Origin of the sequence: Cecembia sp. (assembly GCF_007126775.1) — a bacterium.
GTDB lineage: Bacteria > Bacteroidota > Bacteroidia > Cytophagales > Cyclobacteriaceae > Cecembia.
On sequence record NZ_SLAP01000112.1, the window covers coordinates 1 to 12775 of the forward strand.

Genomic DNA, 12775 nt, shown 5'->3' on the forward strand with positions numbered 1-12775 from the left:
CAACATAGCATCATAGATCACATAGTAAAAAAACAACCGCTGATCCGGTCAGCAGAGCCAGGTCGGACCAATGTCAAAACCGCCGCAGAAACAGCCAAACTATGTTCACTATATCCCTATGTGGTCCAAAAAAACACAAACTGAAACCCCGTCTTACCACTCTTTATTTTACAACATAGCATCATAGATCACATAGTAAAAAAACAACCGCTGATCCGGTCAACAGAGCCAGGTCGGACCAATGTCAAAACCGCCGCAGAAACAGCCAAACTATGTTCACTATATCCCTATGTGGTCCAAAAAATCCCTGTCAAAAAATTAATCGGATAATTTCACATAAAACCCAAGTACGGCCATGCTTCCTCTTCAGTATTTAAGTGAAAATCTTTATTTTCATTCAAGTGTTTTAATTGGATGTTTTTTAAGAATTTTTACCTCATTAAGCCTATGCAGGTTTCAAAAGCATATTTGGACAAACTTTCCTATCAAGTTATTGGGGCAGCGATAGAAGTACACAAAACTTTAGGGCCTGGATTGTTGGAAAAGGTCTATCATAAGTGTCTCTGCAAAGAATTATCTCTAAGGGGGATAAAGTTCAAATCAGAGAAAACCATAGATTTAGAATATAAAGGGGAAAAACTGGATATTGACCTGAAATGTGATTTCATCATTGAAGATTGTCTTATCGTTGAAATCAAGTCAGTTAAAGAAATGAATCCATTATTCGAAGCCCAGGTATTGGGATATATGAAACTTTTAAAAATTGGAAAAGGACTCTTGATCAATTTCAAAACCACCAATATTTTTTATTCAGGACAAAAAACCTTTGTAAACGAATATTATGAGCTGTTACCAGATGTTTGATGCAGAAAAGGCTACCAAAACATAGAATACATAGTAAAAATCCAGCAACTGATAAGGTCATCAAAGCCAAGCAGTTTCAATACCAAAAACCGCGGCAGCAATGGCCAAACTATGTCAGCTATGTTACTATGTTGTCCAAAAATCAATCCAAAATTCCACTAAAAAGCTTTTTTATTTACCACAACTTGTCCCGCATGCGGGATAGAAACATAGAATACATAGTAAAAACCCAGCACATAATACGGTCATCAAAGCCAGGCAGTTCCAATACCAAAAACCACGGCAGCTATGGACTAACTATGTCAGCTATGTTACTATGTTGTCCAAAAACAACCTGAACCTCCACAAAGAACCTTTTCTATTGGCCACAACCTGTCCCGCTTGCGGGATAGAAACCTAGAATACATAGTAATAATTCAGCAACTAATACGGTAATCAAAGTCAGGCCGGTCCAAAACCATTCACTTTGGCATCGGGATTTTTGATGTTAGACATAAATTACATATTTTGTTTAACAATTTAACCCAAAATTGCATCTATGAGAGAAAGATTAAATACCTCTATTCAGTCAGCAAGTCTGATTTTAGTGGCTGCAGGCTTAGCCTGGGTCGTTTGGTCCAACGATACCACTATGAAAGAGATGCTGACCTACCTGGTATTCCTTATTGCCTTCATTGAAAGTCTTAGCCTTTACCTCATTGGAAAGGTATATCCCGAAAGCCATACTACTTTCAAAATTGGCATCATTGCAACTTTATTGGTTTTATTGGGAATCAAGTCAATGGTACCTGACCTGTTTATTCCCTTGACCATTACTGTATTTGCTATCAATTTCCTTTATAATTTTTACACCAACAACAAAAGAAGAAAAGGGGCTTTCAAAAGGAAGCCTGGAAAAAGGTTCCGATAAATCCATGCTGTTTGCAAAGCTTCGGCATATTATTTGATCAATGTAGATGGAACAATTATCGAACCATGTACAGACAGCTTTTGATATGCCTTTTGGTCTGCTTTCCGCTTTATGGAATGGCACAGGCCAAATTGGAAAATCTACTTTCGGAAAGGGATAGAATGCACAGGGAATGGAAAGCCTCAGAAAGCAAGAAAAGCGGAATTTTTGGCAATAGAACCAAAAAGGATATGATTGAAACCAATGCATGGATGGAAAGAATCATTCAGAAGGACAATCAGGTCATGGATGAACTTCGCATGCTCAATGAAATCCAAACGACGGAAATTACCTACGAAAAAAACGATTACAAATTCATCTCCCAAAAACAGGAACGGGAGATTGCTATTCTGAAAAGGGCCTTGGCAGAAAAAGACCTATCAGTTGAAGAAAAAAAGTCCGATAAACGGACTTATGAATGGACTACTTTGATCTTCTTTTTAAGTACCATGACCTTTGCTTACCTGTTTTACAGACAAAAGAAAACTGTCAAAGTGAGATGACAATTTTCCCATCGGCTATCAAATCTTTTGCCAGGTGAATATCTTTGGTTTCCTGCTTCCCATTTAGCATAAAAGTCACCTGAAGGACTTCTTCCACCTCACCATTTTCCCAGGTATATCCTCTTACAAAATGATTCCCTGATTTATAGGCGTAATATTTCTGCTTATCAAATTTACCCCCCGTTAAGTAAATGTTTGAAATTTTAGGATCTGACACTTCAAAAACCAAGGTAGCCTCTCCACTGGCAATATGATCTAAGAAGGTTTCCTCTGCTATTCCCAAATGTTGACAGAGTGTTTTATACAATTGAAAACCACGCAAACCATCATTCTTCACCAATACCTTGCCATCATCGCCAATAAGAAAAGTAGTGGGATAAGCATTGATATTATAAACTTTGGCATAATCCAGCTCATCCCCTTCATAAGTATGCATGACCTGCTTCCAGTTGACCCCATTATTTTCAATAAATTTTTCAACTGTACCGCGCTGATCATAGACCATACCTACTAGTTCAAATTGATCTCCCTCAAAAAACGCAGCCACATCCTTCAAAAGAGGAATCTCTCCAACACATGGCCCGCACCAACTCCCCCAAAAATCCAACATTGTGATTTTCCCATTATCAATGTCATATGCTTCATCCTTTAGGGTCTTGGAAACAATAGCTGGCGCTTTGGCACCTTTTTGAGTACCTATCCATTCTTCATTTTCTCCCAACTTTCTTAATGTAAGTTCCGAACCCCATTTGTCTACCCCATGAATGAGGTACTTTTCCTCTCCCAACTGAATGGCTTCTCCAAATTCGAAAAATTCCCTTTGAAAGGCGTTTACCGAAGTCCAATCTTCATCCATTTCAGCTACAAATGCTTTCAGATTGTTGTTGTCAAAATAACTGGATGTAAAACTATTGCTCAAAAAAATAACCACTTGGTTCCCTACTCCATCATCCAATATTCCTTGGTAATGGTTTTTGTAGGCATACAAAATATTCCCAGGACTCATAAAAGGGACCAATTGCACCTCAAGTTTTACTTTTTCCAGAACTCCATTAACCATATCCTCATACTGTACTTGGATATTGGGGAACCTTGCTATTCCTGTTTCCCAGGTGTCAGCCGGATTTTTTTCATACTGATAAATTTCATCGGCCTGCCATACATCATCCCCATTTTGGTCTACCCAAATCTGCATCGCACTATCCCCTATTTCCTTAACTGCCAATCGGATAAAAAAACGGTGATCATTATCCGTGACTTCCTTTACTGCTGCTGCATTTTCACCATACATCGAAATAATACTTTTCCAGCTGCTATCGTCTGTAAGCCCTTTTTTAAAATTCAGATAAGTATATTGAATGGAATTAGGAATCAAAAGGTATTCTTCAAAGCCTTCCATCTCTCCATCATAAATCAAAGGATCAGGATAGCCTGACTGAAAAACATTTTCCCCTTTCACATTGGGATTGATCCTTGAAAACCCCATCAAAAAAGGCCCTTCGCCCTTCTGAGGATTGAGTTTGACCGTAATTAAATCGCTGCCCTGCTGCCCTTGGGCAACTTGGAAAGCCAACAGAAAGGACATAAGGAACATTAATCCAAAACGCATACCTAATTTTTTATTTTAAATATAAGGCAGAGAAACTAAAAAGGAAAGCGCAGTTTAAAAAATTTATTCCAATGTCTCCGGAAACAATAGGTCAATCATAAAAAGAAAGGGGAATTCATATTGCAGGTATGGAAAATTGGAGCTTATTTTGAGCCACATAGCTTCAAAAAGAATGAATATGTACTCTGGGAAGGGGAAGTATGTCAATACAATTACTTTGTCTTTTCAGGCTGCATGCGGGTATTTATACGCAATAAAGATGGGATAGCGAATACCAGATATATTGCATTTGAAGGCATGTTTTGCACTTGTTTCACAAGCTTAATTACCGGAGAACCTTCATTTAAAACATCCAAATCTCATGAAAGTCATTTTATCATTAAAACTAAAGGCTATTCAAATTTTATGGGCCCTCTGTTTGGTTTTTTGTTCAGTCTCCATTATCAATGCCCAAAATCTGCCTCCAAAAGTACCTACTCCGGTTGAAGTCATGGCAGGCCATGAAAGGTTATTTTTTCAAATGGTGGTAAAGAAGAAATTCACACCTGATAGCAAATTTGGTTTTTTAAGCGTTGCTACTTTTTCCACGGGCTACAACAATGAATTAAGTGCGCTGGAATTGGTAATCCCCGTTTTAATCAATTACAATTTTTACAAAGATTTTAGCATTGTAGCAGGAACAACCATCAATAACATCGTAGGATTTGCACCTTTGGCCGGTATCCAACATTCATTTGCCAACAAAGAATGGGTGGCTGTGTCTATCGCTTCGTTATTTTTGAATTCCAGCAAGAGCATAGAGCTTTTCGGAATTTATGAATATAAACCCAAAATAAACAGTAAACTTGACCTGTATAGCAGGTTGCAATACTTGTATGTGCAAAATACTGCTGAGCGTTTCCATGCAAGAAGCTATCTGCAATTGCGTGCAGGGCTAAAGAAAGGCGCTTTAAATTTTGGTTTGGGAGGGAACTTAGATCAATATGGTCCGGAAAGAATTTTCAAACCCAACTATGGGGTTTTTGTCGGCTGGGCCTTTCAATAAGGAACATATCTGACGGAATTTGGGGTTCCCCACAGCTTTAGAAACAGAAGAAAGCCATTCATGATTTATCATCTCTCTTTTTTGCCTGGCACTATCATTTCAACCTTGCTATGGGTGTTCTGCCTCCTTGGGTTTTCTCATTGATACTGACGAGTATTTCGGCATCCAAAGGTAAAAACACATCTACCCTGGAACCGAATTTGATAAAACCAAACTCTCCCCCTTGTGCCAACGGTGTACCATCCTTGACATACCATTTGATCCTTCTGGCCAAGGCTCCGGCAATTTGTCTGACAAGAATCTTCACTCCATTTTGGTGTTTGACTACCATGGTGGTACGCTCATTTTCGAAACTGGATTTGGGATGCCAGGCCACCAGGTATTTGCCAGGGTGGTATTTGAAATATTCCACCACTCCTGCAATAGGAGAACGGTTGACGTGAACATTGATTGGAGACATGAAAATGGAAACCTGCTTTCTCCTTTCTTTTAAATACTCTTCTTCCTCAGTTTCTTCTATGACTACTACTTTGCCATCAGCAGGAGCAAATACCAACTTATCATCGTTGGGTAGTTTTACATAAGGACTTCTGAAAAACTGTAGAATAATGAGGTAAAACAGTACGCTGACTAGCAATACCACATTCAAAACAGTTTCCTCTCCGGGTAACCACTGGTTCAAACCAAAATTCAGGGCAGCCAAAATAATCAGCAGCCAAAACAACAACTTTCTACCTTCTTTGTGTATGGTCATGGGGTAATCATTTAAAAGGGTGTGAAAGAAAACTTCCACACCCCAAATATAGTAAACTTTGAGTTTAGGCTATTAAAAGCCTCCTCTAAAGGTGTAAGTTTTGGCTACTTTATCGATCGCTACTATATAAGCAGCAATTCTCATGGGCACGTTATACTTAACAGATGCTTGGTATACGTGATCGAAAGCGTCCTTCATGATCCTGTCTGACCTTCTATTGACACGCTCAGCTGTCCATTTGTAACCCAACCTGTTTTGCACCCATTCAAAATAGGAAACAGTCACACCACCTGCATTGGCCAGGATATCCGGTACGGCCATAATGCCTTTATCATTGATAATTGCATCCGCTTTGGCAGAAGTAGGACCATTGGCTCCTTCTACAATTAATTTGGCTTTAATTTTTTCAACATTCTTTAAAGTAATGACATCTTCCACTGCTGCCGGTACCAAAACATCCACTTCCAGTTCGAGCAATTCCATAGGATCAGAAAGCTTTTCAGCACCTAGGAATCCCTCCAAAGTACCATTGTTCCCATCTCTGTATTCTATAGCTTCCTGAATATTGATACCATTGCTATTGTGATAAGCTCCGGAAATATCAGAAATGGATACAATTTTCAGTCCTCTTTCTTCTAGTAGTTGCGCAGCCCAAGAGCCCACATTACCAAAACCCTGCACTGCACAGGTTGCCTGAAAGGGGTTGATTCTCAATTTCTGCATGGCTGCCAAAGCAGTGACCATCACACCCCGTCCAGTAGCTTCAGTCCTTCCCAAGGAGCCCCCCAAAACAAGCGGTTTACCTGTAACTACTGCATTCACCGTCATACCATGCGATTTGGAGTATTCGTCCATCAGCCAGGCCATTTCTCTTGGTCCAGTACCCATATCCGGGGCAGGAATATCTTTATCAGGTCCAAATACATCGATCATAGCCGTAGTATAGGCCCTCATCAATCTTTCTATTTCACCCTTGGACATTTCTCTAGGATTACACCTGACTCCACCTTTACCACCCCCATAGGGGATATCTACTACCGCACATTTCCAGGTCATCCAAGCCGCAAGCGCTTTTACTTCATCCAAATGTACATCCGGAGCGAAGCGAATACCTCCTTTGGCGGGGCCAAGGATATTGGAATGGATGACACGGATCCCTTCAAATACACGGATTTTGCCATCATCCATGGTGATCGGAAGAGATACGATTACCTGTTTGGCAGGATTTTTCAGCACGTTATAGACCTCATCGGAAAGTCCTAACTTTTCGGCTGCGATGTTGAATCTTTCCATCATTGACTCCAAAGGATTTTCTTTATCCTTTATCGGGGCCGGTTCAATGTAAGCCATATTGGGTTTATTTAGATGAGTTGTTCAAATATGATACAATATTAAGGAGTTTTTTAATATCCTATAGGTGATTTTAAAAGATTTTCAAAAAGGTGGCTATAAAAGGGGCTGATAATAACAATCCGTCAAATCTGTCCATGAATCCTCCGTGACCGGGAAGGGATCTTCCAGAGTCTTTGATCTCAATACTGCGCTTGAATAACGACTCGATCAGGTCCCCATAAGTCCCGGCAATGATGATGATTGTGGCTATGGATAACCACTTCCATTCCGGAAGGGAATTGAAGTTTTTGGAGAGAAAATAGGCGACCAAAAATGCCAGGGCCGCCCCCCCGAGAAATCCCTCCCAAGACTTTTTTGGAGACACCCTTTCAAAAAGCTTCGTCTTTCCAAATTTTGTCCCGGCAAAATATGCCCCGGTATCACTGGCCCAAAGGATAAACAACGATCCAACGATGACTTCATAATGAAAGCTGCCATCAACCGCAAAAGCTGCTACATTCAACATAGAGAATGGAATGGCCACATAGAATATCCCCAAAAATGTGAAAGCCACCCCGGTAAAGGGCTTTTTATCCGACTTCCTGTACAACTTTATAAAAAAGACCAGGGAAGCCAGAGGGAAGATCAGAAAATAGTATTTGTCCTCCAAATGACCTATCCCAATCAGAAAGGACAAAGTGAAAATGGTGATCCCGAGAAAGGTACCAAAACTTTTTAGCGGTAGCATACCGTCCAAACCTGTCAGCCGGTAAAACTCCATTTGGGAAAACCCGAGAATCAGGCCAAAAATCAGAAAATACAGCCATGGACTGATTACAGACCCTGCTATAATGATTACAACTCCGATGAGCGCCGTAATTATTCTTTGACCTAGATTACTGTAATTACTAATATTAAAACGCTCACGCATTCGAAAAGGAGATCTCATTCTTTACAATATTTACGGCCCTCAATGCATCATTTACAGGTACCATCACCTCATGATTTCCAAAAATCTGATAAACAGATTCTTTTTTGTTTAATATCACAGCTTGTATGCCATTGTCTTCTAATACTCCCTTTACTATTTCAGCCCTTACAGGCGAACTATTCTCATAAACCTTCTTCCAGTTTTTCATGCTGTATGGTGTAATGGTGTACCTCCTTAAAATACTTCAAGCTAATCACGAGTAAAATCAAACCAAATAAGGCGTAGGCCCAAGGAACCTGGTCTGTTTTTTCAATATCAAATTCTATCACACCTAATTTACCAAGGTAGACGAGCGTAATTGTTAAGGAGTTGTTCAAAATATGTGCAATTATTGGATAAAGCAAACTACCGGAGTATAAATACAAATAACCAAAGATCGCGCCCAAGACCATCCTTGGAAAAAGACCAAAAAATTGTATATGGATGGCTGAAAAGATAAATGCAGTCAACCAAACGGCTACATGTGCATTCCCTGTATAATGTTGAATTTTTGGCTGCAATACCCCCCTGAAAAAAACTTCCTCACCTATTCCTGCCAATAATCCAATGACTACCAGGCCAACAATGAACTCTATGACTGTATCAAAGTCAGTGAGAAATTTGGTCATCAACATTCGCTGGTCCTCTGCATCACGCATAAAAGTTTCTATCCTCTCTAATCCCTTGGGCAGCTGAATACCTGCATTCCAATCAATAATCAGGGCATTGAATAAGATGCCTCCTAACATGATAAACAGCAATGTAAGCAGGCCAGTGAACTTAAAGCGAGCCCTTTGTTGTTTCCATCCGAAATCAGCTCTGTCGATAAACTTGGCTATGATCAGTGCGGAAATGAAGAAGGCAATTCCAGATCCCAGGCCCTGAACAAAAAACAAAGCCAATTTGGCCTTTGGATTTTGGGAAGGCGCAGTAAAGAGCCCCAGCATTTCGTCCAAAGGGATATTGAACAGTGGTGGAATCAAAAAGAGACCTATGCTCTGCAACAGGATCATTACACCAATGGTTACCAAAAGCATAACCAAAAAAGCAAGAAACCAATACCTTTTGGAAGCAATCGGAGTTTGGGTTTTATATATCTGCATAATTACGGTAAATTTACAGGAAAATTAGAATTGAGAAGTGGTTAAAATAGGAAACTTGGAATTAGGGGAATTTCCGTTGTTACTCGCACCCATGGAAGATGTGAGTGATCCGCCCTTTAGAGCAGTATGCAAAGAAAACGGAGCGGACCTCATGTACACGGAATTTATCAGCTCAGAAGGCCTGATCCGTGATGCTGCCAAAAGCATTCAAAAACTGGACATTTTTGAATATGAAAGACCTATAGGCATACAGATATTTGGCAACGAAATAGAATCCATGAGAGAGGCAGCCGCTATTGCAGAAGCTGCCGGTCCCGATATTCTGGATATCAATTATGGCTGTCCTGTTCACAAAGTGGCCTGTAAAGGTGCCGGAGCAGGAATTCTGTTGGATATTGACAAAATGGTAGCCATGACTTCTGAAATTGTAAAGCGGGTAAACATCCCTGTTACCGTCAAAACGAGATTGGGTTGGTCGCAAGATACCATCCGTATTGTGGAAGTAGCGGAGCGGTTACAGGATGTGGGCATTAAGGCAATCAGTATCCACGCCAGAACCCGTCAACAAATGTACAAAGGGGAAGCAGATTGGTCCCACCTCAACTTGGTCAAAGACAATCCCCGGTTAAAAATCCCTGTCTTTGGTAACGGCGATATTGACAGCCCTGAAAAAGCAAAAGCGTACCGGGAAAAATACAATGTGGACGGTATGATGATTGGAAGGGCTTCCATAGGTTATCCCTGGATCTTCAACGAAATCAAACACTATTTTGAAACAGGGGAGAAATTAGCAGGTCCTGATCTGGAAGAAAGAATAAGTGTAACCAGAAGACACCTCGATTTTTCTGTTAAATGGAAAGGTGAAAAGCAGGGTATATTGGAAATGAGAAGGCATTATACCAATTATTTCAGAGGTATGCCAAATTTCAAACCCCTCAGGACAAGAATGGTAACCGCAGACAGCTATGATGAGGTATCTGCCATTCTGGAGGAAGTGAATGAAATTTTTGCCGATTACCAATTTTGAGTCTTGATTCTCAAATCCACCACTTAATTCCCAAGCTGATCAATTAACCAATCACCTGTCAAAACATCCAATGTCGAGAGATTTGCTGTCTGAAAATGCTTTAAAAGCCTGGGGCTTTCTTATTGTTTTGGCCCTAATTTGGGGCAGTTCTTTTATACTTATCAAAAAAGGCTTGTTGGTATTTTCTCCGGGAGAGGTTGGGGCATTTAGAATTGTAGCTGCTGGATTGTTTTTGCTACCACTTTCACTTCCAAGGCTCAAAAACCTGAACAAAAAACAGGTACAAAACCTCCTAATCGTGGGTTTTGTTGGCAGTTTTATACCTGCATTCCTCTTTGCAAAGGCTCAAACACAGCTCAGTTCTGCCCTAACGGGGGTCTTCAATGCCATGACACCCCTCTTTGTTGTGGTGATTGGGGCTTTATTCTTCAATTCCCGGATTACCAGGAGAAACGGTTTCGGTCTTTTCATTGCCTTTATTGGGGTAGTTATCCTACTGTCCGTAAAAGAAGGGGTAGGATTCGGTTCCTTAACAGAGATCAATTCTTATGCGTTTTACGTGTTGCTCGCTTGTGCCTGTTATGGCCTCAACCTGAACATTATCAAGTTCAGATTTGTGGAACTTAAGCCAGTTGCCATTACTGCCATTTCGCTGACCATGGTACTCCCCTTGGCTTTGATTTATCTTTTTTCCTTTACTCAATTTTCTTTTAAGTTGACCCATGTAGAAGGGGCTGGATTGGCAGCAGCTTATATTGCTGTCCTGGGAATTGTAGGGACTGCATTGGCTTTAATACTATTCAATGTGATGGTCAAAGTCGCCACTCCTGTTTTTGCCAGCTCTGTCACTTACCTCATCCCAATCGTAGCCATCATATGGGGTTTATTGGATGGGGAACAACTCTTGGCCGGACATTACATGGGCATAGCGGCTGTGATCTTTGGCGTCTGGGTAGGCAACAGAAGGTAGTATTTTACTCCTCATCTTCCTTTCTTTTGGGAATTTTGGGCTGGCCCAACCCAACACTTCCCTGAAGGCCGGTGAGGGTTGCACGCCACCAATAATTAAAAATAAACCTGTCTTTATCCCTTGGATGGTAAATTTTAGAGGTAATGGTGGTGTTGAAAAGTTTCCGGGGATTGTTGCTTCTAACCGCAAATGCATTCAATACAAAAGTCAAGATAGATTTTCTTCCCCTTCCCCTGAGAAGGGTTCTTTCCTCCAAAATTTCAAGGTTAAGGTCACTATACAAGATTTTCATTTGGCCAATAGCTTCTCTATTATCCGCAGTAAATGACCATTCGGCTCCGTTAACCCTGCCAGCCCTCACCCTTACAAATGCATTGGATTTCAAAATGGAATTGATCAGATCAAGATCAAAAGCACCCAATTGGGCTTTGATCAGCATGGGATAAGGAGCAGTAAAAAACATGTCTCCCTGCAGTGCAATTTCAGCCTCTCCATTGATTTTCCCCTCTGCCAAAAGCTTGACTTCTTCCAATGCATACGTTTCACCCGACTTCCCTAAATGAAACGGTGCCATGGAAACATTCAAATTAGAAAAATAAATTTCACCTGGAACCATTCCCTTTTCGGGAAACTCCATATACAAAACTTTTCCATTTTGAATCTTTAAGGTATCAACCTCCAGTCTTAGCGCTGAATTTACCATCAACACCTGCGGCATGGGTCTGAATATTCCCTCAGGCCTTTCAAAGCGCTTATCTCTGAAAAAATCTCCATCAACATCACTAATCAGAATCTGATCTGCTTTCAAAATTTCATTATCAAGAAAAAGCGCCAGATCAGGCTTTACTATCCTTATTTCTGGTACGTAAATGCGAGCCACATCGGTCTGATGGCCAACCTTTCTGTAGTACTCATATTTGCCAAATCTCGGCTCATATACCACATCTGAAAGTATAATCTCCTTGTTGTTAATGGCAACCAATCCAATTGAGACCATATTTAGGCTATCTTCCAGCAGGAGCTTAAAGTTTGGAAAACTGAACTCAAAATCTTTTTCCAAAAGCATATTGGGACTTAAGTCCGCAATTTCTTCCATATTGAACTTTATATCCTGAATGGCAAAATTTACGTCAGAAATTTCCGTAGGCTTCTTGGAACCGTCTTTTTGAAAAAACCCAAAATGCCCCTCGATCACTTCAAATTCATCAAGCTGTAAGGTTTCAATCAAAAAGTTTTGGATATCAATCTGATTTTCCGCTCCGTCGGAAGGTTCGGGAGAAAGCTGATCTACAAAAATCTCTATATCCGGACGGAAAAGTCGCAGTTCTTTGATCCATAAATCCTTATTTCCCTGCAACTCTGCAAGAGAATTGGTCTTTATCAGGGCTGTGGGAATATGGCCAGAAAATACAGGCTTGCCCGGCTTGCCAGAGAGGGTCCTGGGAATGATCCTGAAATTATTGAGCAGAATTCCCTCGTATCGGGTATCCAGCTCCACTTTAGAAAAAGTCACCTGATGCACACTATCATTAAGGGTAAGCCAAAACTCGTCAATACCCAATGCCATGGAGCTGAAAAACCCTGCAATTTCTCCCTTTGCAATTTTGGTAGAGTCCAATAAAAAATCATAAAATGAAATATCCACACCA

General features: G+C 40.5%; 12 protein-coding genes and 1 pseudogene. 6 read left to right on the plus strand and 7 right to left on the minus strand.

From position 1 onward, the window contains the following. Nucleotides 1-414: 414 nt before the first annotated feature. From QZT73_RS07540 to QZT73_RS07550, 3 genes are all read left to right on the plus strand, one after another. A complete protein-coding gene (locus tag QZT73_RS07540) occupies nt 415-864 on the plus strand; it encodes a GxxExxY protein (RefSeq protein ID WP_291787494.1) in 450 nt (149 codons plus the stop codon). A gap of 538 nt (nt 865-1402) precedes the next feature. Then, nucleotides 1403-1774 carry a hypothetical protein gene (locus tag QZT73_RS07545; RefSeq protein ID WP_291784283.1) on the plus strand — a complete coding sequence of 124 codons (372 nt, stop codon included), beginning with the start codon at nt 1403-1405 and terminating at the stop codon, nt 1772-1774. Nucleotides 1775-1839: 65 nt separating this feature from the next. Beyond that, nucleotides 1840-2316, plus strand: coding sequence for a Clp protease ClpB (locus tag QZT73_RS07550; protein WP_291784285.1), 477 nt, complete (start codon nt 1840-1842; stop codon nt 2314-2316). Here the strand turns inward: QZT73_RS07550 and QZT73_RS07555 are convergent. Further along, nucleotides 2303-3925 (minus strand): TlpA disulfide reductase family protein, encoded by a 1623-nt coding sequence (locus QZT73_RS07555; protein WP_291787496.1) that lies wholly within the window; start codon nt 3923-3925, stop codon nt 2303-2305. The genes QZT73_RS07550 and QZT73_RS07555 overlap by 14 nt on opposite strands. 361 nt (nt 3926-4286) lie before the next feature. Between QZT73_RS07555 and QZT73_RS07560 the strand changes: the two genes are divergently transcribed. Further along, nucleotides 4287-4970, plus strand: coding sequence for a hypothetical protein (locus QZT73_RS07560; protein ID WP_291784290.1), 684 nt, complete (start codon nt 4287-4289; stop codon nt 4968-4970). Between the two features lie 94 nt (nt 4971-5064). On the opposite strand, the gene QZT73_RS07565 is transcribed toward QZT73_RS07560, so the two are convergent. The 5 genes from QZT73_RS07565 to QZT73_RS07585 form a co-directional block, all read right to left on the minus strand. Beyond that, nucleotides 5065-5724 carry a phosphatidylserine decarboxylase family protein gene (locus QZT73_RS07565; protein ID WP_291784292.1) on the minus strand — a complete coding sequence of 220 codons (660 nt, stop codon included), beginning with the start codon at nt 5722-5724 and terminating at the stop codon, nt 5065-5067. A 72-nt stretch (nt 5725-5796) separates the two neighbouring features. Continuing rightward, nucleotides 5797-7074 carry a Glu/Leu/Phe/Val dehydrogenase gene (locus QZT73_RS07570; protein WP_291784294.1) on the minus strand — a complete coding sequence of 426 codons (1278 nt, stop codon included), beginning with the start codon at nt 7072-7074 and terminating at the stop codon, nt 5797-5799. Between the two features lie 73 nt (nt 7075-7147). Beyond that, nucleotides 7148-8005: a phosphatidate cytidylyltransferase gene (locus QZT73_RS07575; RefSeq protein WP_291784296.1), complete on the minus strand. Its 858-nt coding sequence runs from the start codon at nt 8003-8005 to the stop codon at nt 7148-7150. Next, entirely contained in the window at nt 7980-8195 is a 216-nt protein-coding gene (locus QZT73_RS07580; protein WP_291784297.1) for a DUF2007 domain-containing protein, read from the minus strand. Before QZT73_RS07580 ends, QZT73_RS07575 begins: the two co-directional genes overlap by 26 nt. Beyond that, the gene (locus tag QZT73_RS07585) at nt 8170-9129 is read right to left on the minus strand and encodes a CPBP family intramembrane glutamic endopeptidase (protein WP_291787498.1); all 960 of its coding nucleotides are present in this window, start codon (nt 9127-9129) and stop codon (nt 8170-8172) included. Before QZT73_RS07585 ends, QZT73_RS07580 begins: the two co-directional genes overlap by 26 nt. Nucleotides 9130-9166: 37 nt before the next feature. Here QZT73_RS07585 and dusB point away from each other — a divergent pair, with 37 nt between their 5' ends. Both dusB and QZT73_RS07595 read left to right on the plus strand, forming a co-directional pair. Then, nucleotides 9167-10156 (plus strand): tRNA dihydrouridine synthase DusB, encoded by a 990-nt coding sequence (gene dusB / locus QZT73_RS07590; RefSeq protein WP_291784301.1) that lies wholly within the window; start codon nt 9167-9169, stop codon nt 10154-10156. Nucleotides 10157-10226: 70 nt separating this feature from the next. Continuing rightward, a complete protein-coding gene (locus tag QZT73_RS07595; RefSeq protein WP_291784303.1) occupies nt 10227-11126 on the plus strand; it encodes a DMT family transporter in 900 nt (299 codons plus the stop codon). Between the two features lie 4 nt (nt 11127-11130). Here QZT73_RS07595 and QZT73_RS07600 read toward each other — a convergent pair. Then, a pseudogene (locus tag QZT73_RS07600) lies at nt 11131-12775 on the minus strand (hypothetical protein); the annotation flags it as partial.

Excerpts from the sequence above, each read along its gene's own strand:
- QZT73_RS07540 (WP_291787494.1), top strand. The coding sequence starts at position 415 with ATGTTTTTTAAGAATTTTTACCTCATTAAGCCTATGCAGGTTTCAAAA.
- QZT73_RS07545 (WP_291784283.1), top strand. The coding sequence starts at position 1,403 with ATGAGAGAAAGATTAAATACCTCTATTCAGTCAGCAAGTCTGATTTTA.
- QZT73_RS07550 (WP_291784285.1), top strand. The coding sequence starts at position 1,840 with ATGTACAGACAGCTTTTGATATGCCTTTTGGTCTGCTTTCCGCTTTAT.
- QZT73_RS07555 (WP_291787496.1), bottom strand. The coding sequence starts at position 3,925 with ATGCGTTTTGGATTAATGTTCCTTATGTCCTTTCTGTTGGCTTTCCAA.
- QZT73_RS07560 (WP_291784290.1), top strand. The coding sequence starts at position 4,287 with ATGAAAGTCATTTTATCATTAAAACTAAAGGCTATTCAAATTTTATGG.
- QZT73_RS07565 (WP_291784292.1), bottom strand. The coding sequence starts at position 5,724 with ATGACCATACACAAAGAAGGTAGAAAGTTGTTGTTTTGGCTGCTGATT.
- QZT73_RS07570 (WP_291784294.1), bottom strand. The coding sequence starts at position 7,074 with ATGGCTTACATTGAACCGGCCCCGATAAAGGATAAAGAAAATCCTTTG.
- QZT73_RS07575 (WP_291784296.1), bottom strand. The coding sequence starts at position 8,005 with ATGAGATCTCCTTTTCGAATGCGTGAGCGTTTTAATATTAGTAATTAC.
- QZT73_RS07580 (WP_291784297.1), bottom strand. The coding sequence starts at position 8,195 with ATGAAAAACTGGAAGAAGGTTTATGAGAATAGTTCGCCTGTAAGGGCT.
- QZT73_RS07585 (WP_291787498.1), bottom strand. The coding sequence starts at position 9,129 with ATGCAGATATATAAAACCCAAACTCCGATTGCTTCCAAAAGGTATTGG.
- QZT73_RS07595 (WP_291784303.1), top strand. The coding sequence starts at position 10,227 with ATGTCGAGAGATTTGCTGTCTGAAAATGCTTTAAAAGCCTGGGGCTTT.